The sequence below is a fragment of the Bacillus sp. RC242 genome (assembly GCF_044908245.1).
GTDB classification, from domain to species: domain Bacteria; phylum Bacillota; class Bacilli; order Bacillales; family Bacillaceae_G; genus Bacillus_A; species Bacillus_A mycoides.
The window spans coordinates 15,514-32,519 of sequence record NZ_JBIYCZ010000023.1 but is presented as its reverse complement, the minus strand read 5'-3'; the positions used below and the strand labels follow the sequence as shown (position 1 = coordinate 32,519).

Here is a 17,006-nt window from a genome sequence, read left to right as displayed (position 1 = left end):
GAACACCCCTTTATTTAGTTTATTTGAACAAAAACCATTTAATTTCTATCCTTAAGTTAATAGGCATGTATTGTGACCTCTATTAAAAAATATGGTTGCTAATTTTATTTCGATCTTCCTTGCACCCAAGCAGCAATATCATTTATAACATACTCAGGGATATTAGCAGGACTATAATATTCATCCGGTTTACTTAACTCCCCATCTCCTTCTGTAAAGAAGTGATTTAACTTTGGATATAGTTGATAATCAACGTTATCTCGCTCTTTTAATTGTTCTTTCCAAAGAGGAATTTCGATTTTTGATTGAACTTGATAGTCTCTTTCTCCTTGAATAATAAGAAGCGGTGTCTTTTGTTCTTTTGACATTTCTGCTGCTTTAATTTTACGAATAGAATCCCAAAATACTGCTGATCCTAAATAAAAATCCTTTGGAGGATTCTGACTAGAGAAATTGGGATCATTTAATAATTCAAATTGCGATTTGTAAAATTTATATTCATCCGGTTTCATTGCTCCAATGGAAAAAAGATACTCAAATTGATCTAAAACAACATCTTGGATCGTACGGGCTGGTCCTCCCATCACGATTGCCCCAGCAATATTTTGATTTTGGTCTTTTTCAATCATTTTCGGAAGCATCATTCCACCTTGACTATGACCAAGAATATAAATTTGATTCTTATCTATCATAGGTTCATTTTGAAGAAAATGAGTCACAAGAAGAGCATCATCTGTTGTCTCTTTATCAACTGTATAAAAAGGACTGGACTGTGTTTTCAATCCATGTTCATAAGTTCGTTTATTATAGCGAAGGACAGCAATTCCTTTCGAGGCAAGACCCTCAGCTAAATCGCGAAATGGTTTTAAAGCAAACGCTGTTTCATCCTGATCGCTTGCCCCAGATCCTTGAACAAGAATAACCGAAGGGAAAGGACCCTTTCCCTTCGGAACAGACAATGTTCCTGGTAATGGAAACGCACCACTTCCAACTACTACTTCTTTATCAATGAATGATTCAGGCTTACTATATGATGGACGCTCTGCAACAGGACTATACGACATGCTAAGTTGAAAATCATCTATTTTTCCAGATGGATCTAGTCTAATTAGTAAAGGTACTGTAAATTGTTCAAAGGCTAATTTAATCTCTACATTTGTATGAACGGAATTTGTCTCTTTTTGTGTTACCTCGCCAATTCCCATAAAAGTACCTGCTTGTAATTGCACAGGGAGTCCCTTCCAATAGCTCTTCAGCCATTCTTCGGATATTATTTTCTGTAATGATCGAGAAGTTAAATCAACTGCAGATTTATAATCTTCTGTATCCAGATAACGGATAAATGAAAGGGTAGTAGCTATAACAGGGTTTTCATCGTCAGTATTGCCTATTTTTTTTATATTTGTGTTTGTTTCCTTTAATGTCGAAATAAATTGGTGATAGAATGGATTTTTATATGTACCAGGATATAAGCTTGATTTCAATACATCCATATTCCGTCCCTCATACAAACTTGAAGAACTCGCGAAATTTTTAGGTGAAATTACTTCCTCCGCATATGAAACTGAAGGAATAGTTATTGTACAAATGGCACTGACAAGTAATAACTTATTCCCTATTGTTTTTTTCGTGCTCATATTTATTGATTCTCCCTTCAAAATTAAGATTTTTTAATACAGCATGCCATGTACTATAAGGAAAATTAAAATTATCAAAGAGATTAATAGTCTACTTTATGATCCCCCCTAACAGATTAAAAAGCTATTATAAACAAACTTCAATAAAAAATGCCTTCACCCTCTTTTTTTGATTGGATTTTTGAGTGACATGGAAGGGTTCTGATGCAAAAACTTCAAGGTAATTACGAGTAATCTCTAAAACTCGGACATACTGATACTATTACTCTAAAAAGGTGTGTGATCGGTATGGAAAAGAAAAATTGGTTCAAATGGAAGCACTATCCGCCTGATATTATTTTATTAACGGTACAACCTAAGTTTTCGTGATTTGGTGGAAATGATGGAGGAATGGGGTTTATCCATTTCTCATACAACGATTATGCGTTGGGTTCGTCAGTATGGTCCTGAATTGGACAAACGGATCCGACGTTACCTCAAACAAATAAATGACTCTTGGAGAGTCGATGAAACCTATATCAAAGTAAAAGGTCAATGGATGTACCTGTATCGTGCTGTTGATTCAAACGGAAACACAATCGATTTTTGCCTAAGCAAAACAAGAGATCATAAGGCTGCAAGGCGGTTTTTCAAGAAAGCTTTGCGCTCTTTTTATGTTTCAAAGCCACGTATGATAACAGTCGATAAGAATCCAGCTTATCCGATAGCAATTGAACAATTAAAAAAAGAAAAAAGCATACCTAGCGGTATGCGACTTAGACAACAAAAGTACTTGAATAACATAGTAGAACAAAATCATCGCTTTATAAAGAAGCGAATCCGTTCTATGCTAGGTCGTAAATCTTTTGACACAGCTACATCCATTCTTTCTGGAGTAGAAGCCATGCATATGATTAAAAAAGAACTGATTGCTTTATGGAACCAGTCTGTCCAAAATCAAAAAGAGTTCATCCATCAATTGTTTGGACTTGCAATATAAGATACGATTCCGTTAGGTATATATGTGCTTTATTCTCTTTTGTTTTATTTTTGCACCAGAACCTGATTTGTATTCATTACGCTGGCAAACTGAAATTTTGTTCAAGACATGGAAATCTTTCTTTCAAATTGACAAGTGCAAAGAAATCAAGAAAGAACGCCTAGATTGCCCTGAATCGACGAATTCAAAGCCAACCTATGGAGTAGAAGCTGCTCCATAGGTTGACTGTGTTAGGCAAAGCAAGGCGCTAGCCCCTAAATATATCCTTAAATTTATAAAACATTGCCCTAAAAGAACTTATAGTCTTTCTACAAGTTCTTTTTTTAATTAAAAAGAACTGAAAATAAACTTTTGAATAGAAGTTTATTTTGGGGTTTATTATATAAAAAATAAATAAGCCAAACAAAAATCATTTTCCACTTTAATACATTCTTAATGGAGAAACTTGGGGCATTAAATCTTCCCTAAAAGTCCCCTTTGTATACGTCTTCTCAAGGTTTTACTTGAAATATAATTCAGAGTAAATAAAGTTTTTTCTATATTAAAGAGTTGAAAATTTTTTAATCTCCAGACATACAATGAAAGGCATGACAATTCGATATCATATTTTTTGCATTAAGTAAAAAAATGAGCGCAAAAGAAACAAAGTAAGTCCAAATCTAAATGTATACTTTCAGGAAACAATGTTTGTATAGACCCACCCGCTTATAATTTGATAATGTATGAAAGGACTTAAATGTTCCAAAATATAATATACTGATTCTATTTTACATTCCTAAAATAGCTCCAATACAAAATCGAATAAACAAATTATATTATATTATCAAAAACACAATATAAGTCAGGAGAAGAAAGGTATGAATAAAAATTATAAATCCTCTTTATTAGCAGCATGGATTAGCGTAATAAGTAACGTATTTCTAACTTTCATTAAGATTATAGTTGGATTCCTTTTCAAGAGTCAGGTGTTATTGGCTGATGGTATACATAACGCTGCTGATGTTGTAGCATCTGCGGTATCCTTAGGTTCGATGAAAATTTCAAATCAGCCTGCTGATGAAGACCATCCGTATGGTCACGGAAAAGCCGAAGTCATTTCTTCAGGAATTGTAGCTATTATTTTAATTCTAGCAGCTATATTTATGGCCTACGAGTCAATAAAGGCTTTATTCCATCCAGCAAACGAGCCTCATATGATCGCTTTTGTAGCGGCTGTTGTTTCTTTAGTTTGGAAACAAATTCTATATGTATATACAATCCGGATTGGACGAAAGACAAATAGTAAAGGGCTTATCGCAACGGCATATGACCATCTTGCTGATGTTTATGCTTCAATTGCTGCTGTAATTGGAATTGGGGTTGCTTTGTTAAACAATATATATTCAATCCCATATGCAGCTTATGGTGATCCATTAGCCGGGATTATTGTTTCCTTTTTTGTTTTAAAACTTGCAATTAGTATGGGGAAAGAAGCTATATATATATTAATGGAAGGTGGACTACCTACTGAGAAAAGTAGTGAATATATGAAGATCATTCAGGCACATCCATTGGTAAAAAGGATTGATAGAATGCGTGCCCGTGAACATGGACACTATATTTTGATCGATGTTAGGATTAGTGTCCCAGCCTATTTAAGTATCCAACAAGGACACGATATTTGTAGAGAGATAAAAACAACGATTATGAAACAAGATCCCGAAGTAGATGAAGTACTTATCCACTTAAACCCATGGTATGACAAAAGATAAGTCTATTATATTTTTCGAGTATAAGTTTTTAGCAGCTATTTGTACAGCTGCTTTTTTATTTTTGAATTATTGTTTAAGATCTGTTCTTCTACTCCTTAATTAAGAAATTGTTAAACGCCATTTAAGGAATTTTCCTCATAATAAAATTATAGACACACAAGAAAGTTGGTATTTTCACATGAGTACAATAATAAAGACCGTTAATTTAACGAAGATGTATGGTAATCAGGGTTCTGTTGCAAAGTTTCCTACATGAAGCTACACTCTAGAAAACAGGATATAGGAGAATCAGACATGAGGTACTTTAAAGGAAAACAATTCAAGAGAGATATCATTTTAGTAGCTGTCGGCTACTACTGCCGTTTTTCTTTAAGTTATCGCGATGTATCTGAAATCCTGAATGAACGTGGTATTTCAGTTCATCCAACAACCATCATGCGATGGGTTCATGAATATGGAAATTTCATCTATCAAATTTGGAAAGTAAAAAATAAATCTGCACGCTTATCTTGGCATTTGGATGAGACGTATATCAAAGTTAAGGGAGAATGACGTTATCTCTATCGTGCAATTGATAAAGATGGAAACACGTTGGATATTCAACTTCGTAAAAAACGGGATCATCAGGCTGCCTATGCCTTTATGAAAAGATTAGTAAAACATTTTGGAGAACCAACAGTTCTCACTACAGACAAAGCTCCGGCCTTGCTTTGTGCGTTCAAAAAACTGAAGAAGAACGGCTTTTATGTACGTACAAAACATTGTACCGTTAAATATCTCAATAACCTGATTGAACAGGATCATAGGCATGTAAAGAGACGTTTTGCCAAATTAATTTCTTGCCCATCTTTTTTTACAAATCGAAACGTGATTTTTTCATTGTTTTCCATGTTCTCACCCCCTAAATGACTAAAGAATGATAATGGATTGGACAAGGGTATTTTTTTATAACTATGTGCACCCCGCCTACAATGAGGGGTGTATTCCTATGACTACTTTCCATAAGAAGTGAATGTTTTTTTTCTTAAGCCGTTCCAAAGTAAACTTTTAAATAAAAGTTTACTTTGGAGACGTCTTGTTATTATGATTAGAATTTTACATCTGGAATGAAATTCCGAATGCAAAAGTGAAAAATATGGGATTTCATTTTAAAAATTCATAATACATATTACATTTTGAATGTAGGGGGGTACGGCAACCATTCCTTCTTTTTAGATCCACTCACAAATGATTGAGTCAACAGTGGCAAGAGAATTTAGAACAAACACAGATTAGTCTTGATATATTTTTCAACATACTGAAGGTGCAGACTCAATCATATATAGTGACTGAGCCTGCACCTTCAATTTATAGATTATTTTTTTTATAAATATGTTTTTATACATATGCGTTTTATATAGTGGCTTCTAATAATAAGGAAGTAAATAATTTGCATACAAATAAAGCTTACTAATACAATAATTGAGCTTTGAATAACGGACATTTCCCTACTTACTGTTTGTCCTAATTGATGCAGAGTAAGAAATGCAAAACTGCTGTGAACCATAGCCACTACAATCGGTAAGAAAAATAGTAGCATCATTTGTCTTGTCACGATTTGCTTTAACTCACTTTGGCTTAAACCTAATTTTGAAATCATTTGATATTGCTCTTGATCCCGTTCTAAATCAGTAAATAGACGGAAATATAAAAAGCTTAGCGTAAATATGAAAAATACAATCCCCACCATTACACTTGAGATAGAAAGTAATCCGTTTTGTTGTTTCAATTCAAGCCATCTTAAATACAAAGATGAAAACATATAATAATCATCTTGATTCTTACCAATAATCTTCATAAGTTTAGTAGAAACTGCATTCGTTTCAGACCAATTTTTAACGATAAAACCGTATATGGTGTAATCTCGAAGTACGTTTTCTTGTTGAGCATTTTGGACCTTATTATAAACAGCATCAGAGACAATAACAGGCTTTTCGATTAAAGATAATTCTGGGATATAAATTGTTTTTTGTACAGAAAGTTGAACCTCTATTTGACCATGTATTATTTCAAAAGTTTTTATATCCTCCGCACTTTTCTCGTTCTTATTTAGTCGTATTGCAATGCTATCATTTTCATTTGTTAATTTCTCTATTTCATACCCTAATTGTTTTGCATATTGATTATACGTAGATAGATTAATTAACGCCAATCCGTTTAGTGTCCTTTTAAATTCTGTTGCAACAAGTTTATAAGAAAATCCATATTCTTTTAATTGCTTCTTTATCTCTTCAATATGGGCTTTTTCTTGTATATTCCCCTTATCCGATCGATACGTAAATGCATATGGGGTCTCATGTTTTGCTAATTCTGGATTTCCAATAGCTGTACAAACTCCAATTGCTGTAAAAGAAACGGCAGATATAATTGTAACGATAAAGAACGTTCTCGCATTATCCTTCATTCGATACATCAATTCTGAAATAACAAGGAGATTGGTTCTTTTAAAGAATGTAGCTTCTTTATTTTTTAAAGTATATAACACATAGACACACAATTGATTAAAGAAAAAATAGGTTCCAAATACAATTAATAAGACGCCCACTCCTACAAGTAGTAATAATTGATCTAAATCCATGTAATACACCGCGACGATACTGTAGTGAACGCTGGAGTAACCTGCCCCAAATAAAATAAGTACCAACAGAGATATCCAACCAGAGACTTTTGGCTCTGGTTTTGGTTTTTCCTCTGATTTTATGAGTTCTACAAGCTCATTTATTTTCACCATTTTTGATGTAAACAATGAAATGAGTAGAAATAAAACAAAAAAGGACATTGCTGTTACTAGCATTCCCTTTAATGGAAAGTAAAATGCTAATGTTTGCTCTACTCCTAATAAAGACCCACTAACTAGTAAAAATAATTTAGAAAAAACCATCCCAAGTCCGATGCCTACTACTATAGAAGGGATTCCAATCAACATATTTTCGAAAAAAATTAATCGATGAAGCTGTTGATGAGACATTCCATGTAACATTAATAATCCAAACTCTTTTTTTCTATTTTTTAAAAATGCACTAACAGAATAGAAAATAAATAAGAATGAAAAGACAAAGATTAAGTAATACGATAAATGAAATCCTATTCTCCCAAATATACTCATGATAGTACTTACATGAGTCAGTTCGCCTTGTAGGTTCGGATGAAAGATAAGTAGTCCATAAGTGAAAAAAATCAATACCGCAAATGTACTACTAAAAAAATGACCAAGATATATTCGTTGATTCCTTAAAACATTATTGAATGCGAGCTGTCGAAAAGTCATGTTTATTCCCCCCTAACATAGAAAGACTCTCCATAATATTTTTATAAAATAATGGGCGATCATCATTGTAGCAAACTTCATTGTATAACTGCCCATCTTTAATAAAAATAATGCGGTCACAGTAACTTTCAGCAACTGGATTGTGCGTTACTAACATCATTGTTGCCTTTTTTTCTTTATTTAATAGTGTTAATATCTCCATTACATCTTGAGAGGCTTTTCCTGTCGGCTCATCTGCAAGAACCAATTTAGGAGAGTGAATGAGTGCTCGGGCAATCGCTGTTTCCTGCGCTTGTCCTCCTGATATTTCATATGTTCGTTTATTTAAAATTTCGTTAATACCTAATTTTTCCGAAACAGATTCTACTCGTTTATTTATTCTTTTCACATTCATGCCATCTAATACAAGCGGAAGAACCATATTCTCTCTTACTGTTAATGTATGCAGTAGGTTAAAAGATTGAAAAACGAACCCTAATTCCTGTCTGCGAAATAAGGCCAAATCATTTACCGAAAGTTGATATGGATTTTTACTATTAATGAATACACTACCTGATGTTGGCGAGTCAATAGTAGATATCATATTCCATAACGTTGTTTTCCCACTATCCGAAGGACCCATAACCGCAACAAATTCTCCCTCTGTAATTGTTAAATTAATATTTGAAAGTGCCATGTGTGAAACATTTCCTGTGTATCCTTTACTAAGATCTTTTACTTTTATTTTTACTGCTTTCATATGAGAAATCCCCTCCAAATTCACACAATAAAAATGAGATTTTATAGATGATGCCCCTTATCCCCTAAATCATTTCCGTACCCTTGCACGCACTATACAGATAAAGGCGAAGTCTTCAAACAGACTCCGCCTTTTCGATGTATCATGAATTACAGCCAGTACTAGTAGCCTTTTCATAATATTTCTTAAAAAACTTTGCAACAGAACCAAATTTACTTTATTTCTTTGCGGAAATAGGTTGAAGCCAACTATCTTTACCATTTAAGTGTACTTCAAAAACATATATAGGCTGAGAGAAACCTTTTGTATCAGTGTAGTAATCTATACTATATTTTGTAATGGATAATGTATCACCTGCTTTGAAAGATACTATAGGATCGAAGTCTCCTTGTTTCAGTTTTTGAAATGCTTCCTTTGGAGAAAGAATTTCAACATCTCGAACATGTGATTTTTTTGTACCGTAATATTTGTAAACAGGCATTTTTTTCCCTTCGTCTTTTAACTCTATTGATGTTTTTATAGCAACTTGAGACATATCAGTTTTTGTAATGGGATCAATAGGCATATTTCCAAATTCCTTCATTTGATAGGAAATCATTATTCCGATTGCGACGAAACTTACTGTAATGGGAAGGTATAAATATTTGATTATTTTTGTATCTGTTTCATTTTTTTTCAAAAATATAAGAACTATGTTTAACACAGAATATCCTAGCATCATACCTAAAGTATTATGAAGTAAATCTGCTAGTTCCATACTTCCTCGTTGCAGTGTAAATTCAAGAATTTCAATCAATAAACTTGCTATAATTGAGATGATTAACATCCATTTTGTTTTTTGAAAAACCTTACTAAATAAAGGGAATAAAATTCCTAACGGAAAAAGCATACCTATATTCACAAAGATATGGAAGAAGGAAGTAAATGAAAATGTATTCCATGCTTTTTTATAAACACTAAGTACATCAAAGTCAATTGTTCTTGCAAAGGCCATATCATCTGAACGACCAAATGAAGTAGCTGATAATGCAAGGGAATAATATCCCGCTATTAAAACAAACAATATAATTTGTTTTACAGTAAGTTTTTTTTCTCTTTTACATATCTTTTTGTATACTACAAAATAACTAAAAACAAATACAAGTAGTAACAAAAATGTGAGTAGTATCATAGGAATCGCATAACTAGCGATTAGACTGAAAATAATGTTCATTTTACACCTCTGTTTTTATGAATATAATTTTGTACATATGCATTTTATATAATGATCTCTAATAATAATGAAGTAAATAATTTGCATGCAAATATAGATTACTAATACAACAATCGAGCTTTGAATCACAGACATTTCCCTATTTGTTATTTGCCCTAATTGGTGCAAAGTTAGAAATGCAAAATTGCTGTGAATTATAGCCACTACAATCTGTAAGAAAAATAGAATCATCATTTATCTTGTCACAATTCATGGTCTAGTTTCATATTTCCTTATTTAAACTACAATAATTGGTCGAATGCTTTAAGAACTAAAACAACTTAATATCCCAACACAGATTTTCTCATGAATGTATCTGTTATTCATTGTATTAGTTAGATTATTTTTCTCATATTGAATTACCTTACATTTTTCTTACACGCTCGTAATGTTTCTGAAAATACAGTTTATAACCCTCGGAGCAATGACTCTTTTTTGGGGGATATAGCAAAGTGGGATCTTTTATATGCACAATACTATACCGAACTAGATTTCGGTATAGTATTTTTTGCAACTCATTGTGTTTTTTTACCAAACACGTATAAAAATCAATAGTATGAAAGTAAACTACTAGATAAAAGTTTACTTTCGGTTTCATCATCTCAAAGAGAACTTGTAGTAATTACTACAAGTTCTCTTTGAGATGATGAAACAACATTTGAATGCCTTCCGTTATAATGGTTTACTAGAATTTTATCATTATGTATAACTATTAATGCGGAAGCTGTACTATAATTAAGTTCTTTTATTTTATCTACATACGAAATTAAGTGTTTATACTCATCCGTCATCTCTCTTATGCCTGCATATATATTATGTGTTTACAACAAAAAATCCCACTTGTATAAGGAGGCACTGCGCTGCAAAAGGAATTACATTTAGCAAATGACGCCAACATGGGTTCCTACTGTCCCATGTCACCTAATACTATAGTTGAGTCAACGTAATAAATAAAATCCTTCTTTTAATATAGAATTTATCTTTATTTTTGCTTTTCTATAACTACCAAATAGAATATACGTGCTAATTTACTTAAGTATATATTTCCTAAAGAACATTTACACTTCCCCTTTAGTAGAGTCAATGAAAAGGAAGGTGTTTTTATCGATATTTCACTAGCAAAACAGCTTCAACTATTCTCTCAGGAATTACACCATCATTTATGACTTCAGATTCTACAAAAATACGAGCTGAATTTACATAAATAACTGTCAAGAATTTTTTTTTTGTTTTGGGGGTTCCTCAAAATATTAGCTTGATGGGCATAGGGTACAGCAGAGTAATTGATAATCTCCTTTCTTGTTTTTCTCTCTATTTTTTTTGTTGCTTACATTAGAAAAGCTAAACTGTATAATAACTCATATTAAACTTATAAATAGACTTGCTAGTAACTTTTCATACTAATTATTCCTTTCTTCATGCTGTAATACTTAATAGATAACCTAAATAATAAAAGTGTTCCACATTTACAAAAAAAATAATTAACTATAAGATGAATTAGACTACATAAGGGAGGGTTATATGTTACATACAAAAAGATGGAGATTTTTTGCGGTTCTTTCTATTGTAGGTTTGATTTTACTAATTTTATTAAAAATCAACTTTATTTCAATTACTATCGCAACTTCTTCAGCTGAAAGAGGAAAAATATTTGATCAAAATGGTGTAATACTAGCTACAAATAAGAAAGTTAAGTCTTTATATTGCACTTCTAATGATGAAAGGCTATCGGATCATGATACATCAAACACATTAGCTTTTTTCAATCAATTTTCAAAAGAATTTCAACATGACATTTCTGCAGAGGACATAAATTCACAATTACAACAATCTTGTAAAAAGCAGACTATGAATGATATACCGTTATACTCTGACATAAATGAGAGTGAACTTACATTCATAAACAAAAACAAACCCAATAATGTAATAATTAAAGATGAATGGATTCGATATTATCCTAAACACGAAATTGGTTCACAGCTAATTGGGTATGTAGAAAATGACCTTAATTCTAAGTATGGACCTGTTGGGAAAAGTGGGATTGAGCTGCAATATGAGAATGATCTAAAAGGAAAACCCGGAAAAACTCTGATTTTTAAAATGAATAATAAAAAGTTCTTGTGGAACATTCAAAAAGTACAAAAAGGAAAAGATGTCCGGCTATCTTTAGACTCGAAATTACAGCAAAAAACAGAGGAAGCATTACGATCTCAAATTAAGAAAATACCTGATGTTAAAGCTGGTTATGTTGTAGTAACCGATGTAAAAACTGGTGCAATTTTAACTATGGCCAACTCGGCAGTATTTAATCCAAATGCATTAAATACACATGTATCATCTAAAAATGAAAACTTAAAATCACTTTCGCAAAATAAGGCAGTTCAAAAATTAAAGTATGGTGAATCTTATGTGAATATGGCCTCTACTATAAAGCCTCTTACTATTTTAATTGGATTAAACGAAAAGCTTTTTCAACCCGAAGATACTTATTTAGATAAGGGTACTTTTCAGTATGATAATCAAAATAACATTACGAATTCACCTGGAACGCCAACAGGTGAGATTACACCGAGGCAGGCTATCATTAATTCATCTAACACATTTATGACAGCAAAAGTAGCTCTGCCCTTATTCAACCAAAATAATGGGAATATAGAAAAAGTGGCACATATATGGACAGATTATTTAATGCAATTCGGCCTACGTTCTAAAACCGGGATTGATTTACCCTTTGAAGAAGACGGACAATATGAATTCCATCCATCTAATAAGTTTGAAAAGGGAATCTCCGCTTTATTAAATGCCTCTTCGGGAGGAAATGAAGTGCATACCCCTCTTCAACTCGCTCAATATGCAGCAACTTTGGCAAGTAAAGGTGATAAATATAAACCTCAAATTGTAAGTGCTATTATTGGTCAGGACGGTAAGGAAACAAAAAAGTTTAAACCAATTTTAGAAAGTTCAAATCGTTATCCTATGGAATTTTGGAGTGTCGTGCAAGGTGGAATGAGTCAAAATATAGAGGAGATTAAAAATTTACCCTTTCATGTCGCAGGTAAAACGGGTAGTACAGGTTCTCCGAATGAGCAAGAAAGAATGATAAATCATTCTCTTTTCATTTCATATGCTCCTACCGAAGACCCACAAATCGCCATTTCTGTCGTTATTCCTGGTAGTAATTCAGAAAAAAACATCGCTGCTCTCGTTACAGCAGAAGTTTTAGAGTTCTGGCATACACTTCAATAAGAAAATAAAAACAAAGAGGAAGGTTCATTAAAATGAACCTTCCTCTTTTACCATATAGAATCTATATTTATTATTTTCCACATACCTTCATGATCCTTTTCGAACACAAATGAATATTTAATATCCGTTAAAACATACTCTTTTTGTACATACCCAGTATTACCGTTAAATGTCGATATTTTTATATATCCATCATTCTGCACTTTTTCTGGAATCCAAGCTTTTACCATTTCATTAGATACTTCATATAAAATTTGTGATTCTCGTTTTGGTTCAGCTAAAATTTTCGTTTTACTTCCAGTAACAGTTACATATATAAAATGGTCTCGCTTTGATTGGTTACTTTCTGTCATTCCACTTGGTACTTTATATACTTTCTTTGTATCATTTGCAAATTCTCCCCCCATTGTAAGAGCGACTTGCAACTCATGAAAAATATCTTCATCAAACTTCAATTCATCCTTCTTATAACTCTTCCCTTTAAATAGAACTTCATCATTTAACGCTCTATACAAATCATTTTCATTTTTTGAATTTGTACTTTGATATAAATCATTCATAAATTGTTTCAATGATGGATCTTGAGCAGATTCATCTTTTGTTTTCGGCTTAATTTGAGTACTACTTTGTACCGGTGATTTATTATCATCAAGCCCAGGTTGTTGAACAATGAAAAATAACATTGTACAAACCAAAACAACTACAACAGGCAATGCTTTTTTACGAAATGGTCTCTTATATGTTACAGAATCTACTTCACTATTTTGATATACCGATTGCTTTATTTTATAAATAAATTCTTCTTCATCTTTCCGATGCTCCATTGGGCCTTTTTTCAATTTACTATACCAGTCAGGATTTTTTTTACTGTTCATCACTTCTACCCTCCCCTATTAGTTTTGAAACTTTACTTCTCGCTCGACTTAATCTAGATTTGACTGTTCCAATTGATACACCTAATGTTTCAGCCATTTCTTCATAAGATAATTCATATTTCGCGTCCAATATTAGTATTTCACGGTGTTTTTTAGGTAGTTTTAATACAACATCCCACACTTCATTTAGTTCCTCTTGCTTAAAAAACTCTTGTTCTGCCGAAGAAGACTGCTTGTCGTCACTAAAAAATCCCACTAAAGATATCCTTTTAAAATAAGCGGATTTCAAATAGTTTATTGCCGTATTTCTTGTAATTTTTAATATCCACGTTTTAATAGATGACTCCTTTCGAAAAGAATGCCAATGTTTAAAAACCTTAATAAATACATCTTGTGTGATGTCATCTGATAAGTGTGGATCTTTCGTAATAATAAATGAATAATTCCATACATCTTGCCAATAGTCTTTTATAACATACTCAAGCTCATCATGATTACATTTTTCAATAAACTTCTGTTCCATTTCCACACCTCAAACTTATTTGAATAAACATAAAACTGCCCTCACTTTTAATATGGTTTCAATATATAGACATGATACAAGTTTCATTTGTTCCATAGCTCTTATTTCTATATAGCTGCTCTTTCTGTATTTGAATATGTTGTCGTTCTTCTTCCTCTTTCTTTATTTTTTCTTGACGGTTACATAGCTCTTCTTGCTCCCTTTGTATTTTGGTTCTGGTGCAAAAACAAAGTAAAAGAGAATAAAACATATATATTCCTAACGGAATCGTATTTTATGTTAAAAGTCCATCTACTATATTATTCAAGTACTTTTGTTGTCTAAGTTGTATACCATCAGGTATGCCTTTTTCTTTTTTCAACTACTCAATTGCTATAGAATAAGCCGGATTCTTATCGACTGTTATTACACGTGGCTTTGAAATATGAAAAGGCCGCAAGGCTTTCCTAAAAAAGCGCTTTGCAGCCTTTTGATCTCTTGTTTTGTTTAGACAAAAATCGATTGTGTTGCCTTTCGAATCAACAGTACGTTACAGGTACATCCATTGCCCTTTAACTTTTATAAATGTTTCATCAACTCTCCAAGAGTCATTGGTTTGCTTGAGGTAACGAAGAATTCGTTTGTGCAATTCAGGTCTATACTGATGAACCCAACACATAATGGTGGTATGGGACAAAGATAAACCTCGTTCTTCCATCATTTCGACCAAATCACGAAAGCTTAGATTGTACCGCAGGTACCAGCGTACCGTTAATAAAATGATGTTTGGTTGATAATACTTCCATTTTTTATTTGTCTGAAAGAGTTTTCCATTTACTTTTATATGGTTTTTAATGATTATAAGTATTATTTTAAACATTACTGCAGTGATAGGTTTATCACTACACGTCCTTGTATATAAACCTATGAAAAGATTTGATAAAAATTTAAAAGAGACCTTCAAATAAAATAATTATATTTGAGGTAACACCACATCGCCATCGAGCAAATAGAATGTATCCATAAAAAGAAAAAAACGCCATCCTTTCCTATGATTTCTCTGAAAGAATAACGCCTTTTTCTTTTTAGGGGTTATTTTGTCTTGTTAGCTTGATAGCGATGTGGTTCTACCCCTTATAAATGTTACAAAAATCTTTCAAATAGCTCTAACTTGCACAATGCTTCCCGTTAATATAATACGCTGATTCTGTGAAAACCGTAAATACAACCTCTACTTCTGGAAGTCCAAAATCCATTACATATGTAGTAATGGCCTTGGCAAATCGATCACGAATTTCCTGTCCACGCTCGAACCATTTCACTTCAATAAGTGGAAACGCTTCTATTTCCTCTCCATTGAATACAAACGTAGAACTTGGTAGTTCCAACGTAAAATTATCCGTACCACACTCACAAATCTCTGCGAGCTCTTCTACTAATGGCTTGCTTATGCGTTTTAATTGTTCAGTATTAATTCCACGAAACACAACATGCGGCATGTGAATCCCTCCGTTAGAAAGCTTTATATTTGCTCACATCATAGCACAATTTATTTTGATGCACTAGAATCTATTGGTACATTTCAATGACATTCTTAAGAATGATCATATGTTATTAAAGCAATACATGTATTGTAAATATTTAAAACATGTGAGTGCTCGGTAATTGGGAAAATAAAAAATGCCTTATCATTCTCCCTGTAAGGAAGCATAAGGGGGCCTCTATTAGGAAAGGGATAGTGCGTGTTTATATATTTTAAAAAGAAAAGACACCCTAAAGTGCCTTCCTCCGACTTGATAACCAGTTTAATTTCAATAAAATTGGATTCCCATCCGAATATTATTTTACCAAGTTAAGTAATGTTGGTCATTGAGAAAGTCAAATACGTAGTGTTCATATATAGTGACCCTTAGGAGCATACAAGATTTAATACAGTTTTTTGGTTAATCCAACAACAAATGAGAACCCTAAAACCCATGGCAGGATAGTTGAACAAGGAATTTCTCTAAACTTTGAAGAATTTATATTCAAAAATATGTTAAGGAGCTTGTGAATTATATGGAATCCATTAGCAAAAGTGAAGTGAAGCTACGAGATATCACAGAGGAAGATCTTTCTATCTTTTATGAACAACAACTAGATTCAACGGCTAACTATATGGCTGCCTTTACAGCTAAAGACCCGACTGATAAGGACGCATTTTTTGACCATTGGACAAAAATTATCGCTGACGAGACCATCACAATTAAGACCATATTATTCAATAGCATTGTCACTGGACACATCTCGAACTTTGAACAGTTCAGCGAACCCGAAGTAAGCTACTGGATTGGGAAGGAATATTGGGGCCAAGGTATTGCAACTAAAGCGTTGTCAGAGTTTCTGGAGTATATTAAGGTACGTCCGCTCTATGCTCGTGCCGCTAAAGATAACCTCGCCTCCATCAGGGTATTGGAAAAATGCGGGTTTAAAATCATCTCTGAAGATAAGGGGTTTTCCAACGCAAGAGGCAAGGATGTTGAAGAATTTATTTTGAAGCTTGAACCTTTTGATATGTAATTTAATACCGTAATACTATTGGAGCGGTCTTGACTAAGAAACCTTCTGTTGTTTAACTAACGGGTGCTTTAATTGAGCAAGAAACTAAGAATTTTTAACTTCCAATAACGAAAATTATGTAAATAAGCTGTCCATATGGGCAGCTTATTGTATGTTTTT

10 protein-coding genes and 5 pseudogenes are annotated in these 17,006 nt (G+C 32.7%); 6 read left to right on the top strand and 9 right to left on the bottom strand.

Annotated elements, in window-relative coordinates:
- Positions 1–104: 104 nt before the first annotated feature.
- Positions 105–1,637 carry an alpha/beta hydrolase gene (locus ABH957_RS27680; protein ID WP_404512705.1) on the bottom strand — a complete coding sequence of 511 codons (1,533 nt, stop codon included), beginning with the start codon at positions 1,635–1,637 and terminating at the stop codon, positions 105–107.
- 288 nt (positions 1,638–1,925) lie between these two features.
- Between ABH957_RS27680 and ABH957_RS27675 the strand changes: the two are divergent.
- The 4 genes and pseudogenes from ABH957_RS27675 to ABH957_RS27660 form a co-directional block, all read left to right on the top strand.
- Positions 1,926–2,616, top strand: a pseudogene (locus ABH957_RS27675) (IS6 family transposase).
- Positions 2,617–2,680: 64 nt separating this feature from the next.
- Positions 2,681–2,785: pseudogene (locus ABH957_RS27670) on the top strand (transposase); the annotation flags it as partial.
- A gap of 688 nt (positions 2,786–3,473) precedes the next feature.
- Entirely contained in the window at positions 3,474–4,367 is an 894-nt protein-coding gene (locus ABH957_RS27665; RefSeq protein ID WP_098765522.1) for a cation diffusion facilitator family transporter, read from the top strand.
- Positions 4,368–4,661: 294 nt separating this feature from the next.
- A pseudogene (locus ABH957_RS27660) lies at positions 4,662–5,189 on the top strand (IS6 family transposase); the annotation flags it as partial.
- Positions 5,190–5,730: 541 nt separating this feature from the next.
- On the opposite strand, the gene ABH957_RS27655 reads toward ABH957_RS27660, so the two are convergent.
- The 4 genes and pseudogenes from ABH957_RS27655 to ABH957_RS27640 all read right to left on the bottom strand — a co-directional run.
- Positions 5,731–7,674, bottom strand: coding sequence for an FtsX-like permease family protein (locus ABH957_RS27655; protein ID WP_404512703.1), 1,944 nt, complete (start codon positions 7,672–7,674; stop codon positions 5,731–5,733).
- On the bottom strand, positions 7,646–8,413 hold the full coding sequence (locus tag ABH957_RS27650; RefSeq protein WP_404512701.1) for an ABC transporter ATP-binding protein: 768 nt from the start codon (positions 8,411–8,413) through the stop codon (positions 7,646–7,648). Before ABH957_RS27650 ends, ABH957_RS27655 begins: the two co-directional genes overlap by 29 nt.
- A 217-nt stretch (positions 8,414–8,630) precedes the next feature.
- Positions 8,631–9,626, bottom strand: coding sequence for a VanZ family protein (locus ABH957_RS27645; protein WP_404512699.1), 996 nt, complete (start codon positions 9,624–9,626; stop codon positions 8,631–8,633).
- Between the two features lie 15 nt (positions 9,627–9,641).
- A pseudogene (locus ABH957_RS27640) lies at positions 9,642–9,860 on the bottom strand (ABC transporter permease); the annotation flags it as partial.
- Between the two features lie 1,326 nt (positions 9,861–11,186).
- On the opposite strand from ABH957_RS27640, the gene ABH957_RS27635 reads away from it, so the two are divergent.
- Positions 11,187–12,911, top strand: coding sequence for a peptidoglycan D,D-transpeptidase FtsI family protein (locus ABH957_RS27635; protein WP_404512697.1), 1,725 nt, complete (start codon positions 11,187–11,189; stop codon positions 12,909–12,911).
- 47 nt (positions 12,912–12,958) lie between these two features.
- Here ABH957_RS27635 and ABH957_RS27630 read toward each other — a convergent pair whose 3' ends face one another.
- The 4 genes and pseudogenes from ABH957_RS27630 to ABH957_RS27615 form a co-directional block, all read right to left on the bottom strand.
- The gene (locus ABH957_RS27630) at positions 12,959–13,786 is read right to left on the bottom strand and encodes an SH3 domain-containing protein (protein ID WP_404512695.1); all 828 of its coding nucleotides are present in this window, start codon (positions 13,784–13,786) and stop codon (positions 12,959–12,961) included.
- Positions 13,776–14,309: an RNA polymerase sigma factor gene (locus ABH957_RS27625; RefSeq protein WP_404512693.1), complete on the bottom strand. Its 534-nt coding sequence runs from the start codon at positions 14,307–14,309 to the stop codon at positions 13,776–13,778. Before ABH957_RS27625 ends, ABH957_RS27630 begins: the two co-directional genes overlap by 11 nt.
- Positions 14,310–14,598: 289 nt before the next feature.
- Positions 14,599–15,168, bottom strand: a pseudogene (locus tag ABH957_RS27620) (IS6 family transposase); the annotation flags it as partial.
- Between the two features lie 286 nt (positions 15,169–15,454).
- The gene (locus ABH957_RS27615) at positions 15,455–15,787 is read right to left on the bottom strand and encodes a DUF1904 family protein (RefSeq protein ID WP_098562000.1); all 333 of its coding nucleotides are present in this window, start codon (positions 15,785–15,787) and stop codon (positions 15,455–15,457) included.
- A 559-nt stretch (positions 15,788–16,346) separates the two neighbouring features.
- Here ABH957_RS27615 and ABH957_RS27610 point away from each other — a divergent pair.
- Positions 16,347–16,847 (top strand): GNAT family N-acetyltransferase, encoded by a 501-nt coding sequence (locus ABH957_RS27610; RefSeq protein ID WP_404512691.1) that lies wholly within the window; start codon positions 16,347–16,349, stop codon positions 16,845–16,847.
- Positions 16,848–17,006: the final 159 nt, after the last annotated feature.

Excerpts from the sequence above, each read along its gene's own strand:
- ABH957_RS27680 (WP_404512705.1), bottom strand. The coding sequence starts at position 1,637 with ATGAGCACGAAAAAAACAATAGGGAATAAGTTATTACTTGTCAGTGCC.
- ABH957_RS27665 (WP_098765522.1), top strand. The coding sequence starts at position 3,474 with ATGAATAAAAATTATAAATCCTCTTTATTAGCAGCATGGATTAGCGTA.
- ABH957_RS27655 (WP_404512703.1), bottom strand. The coding sequence starts at position 7,674 with ATGACTTTTCGACAGCTCGCATTCAATAATGTTTTAAGGAATCAACGA.
- ABH957_RS27650 (WP_404512701.1), bottom strand. The coding sequence starts at position 8,413 with ATGAAAGCAGTAAAAATAAAAGTAAAAGATCTTAGTAAAGGATACACA.
- ABH957_RS27645 (WP_404512699.1), bottom strand. The coding sequence starts at position 9,626 with ATGAACATTATTTTCAGTCTAATCGCTAGTTATGCGATTCCTATGATA.
- ABH957_RS27635 (WP_404512697.1), top strand. The coding sequence starts at position 11,187 with ATGTTACATACAAAAAGATGGAGATTTTTTGCGGTTCTTTCTATTGTA.
- ABH957_RS27630 (WP_404512695.1), bottom strand. The coding sequence starts at position 13,786 with ATGAACAGTAAAAAAAATCCTGACTGGTATAGTAAATTGAAAAAAGGC.
- ABH957_RS27625 (WP_404512693.1), bottom strand. The coding sequence starts at position 14,309 with ATGGAACAGAAGTTTATTGAAAAATGTAATCATGATGAGCTTGAGTAT.
- ABH957_RS27615 (WP_098562000.1), bottom strand. The coding sequence starts at position 15,787 with ATGCCGCATGTTGTGTTTCGTGGAATTAATACTGAACAATTAAAACGC.
- ABH957_RS27610 (WP_404512691.1), top strand. The coding sequence starts at position 16,347 with ATGGAATCCATTAGCAAAAGTGAAGTGAAGCTACGAGATATCACAGAG.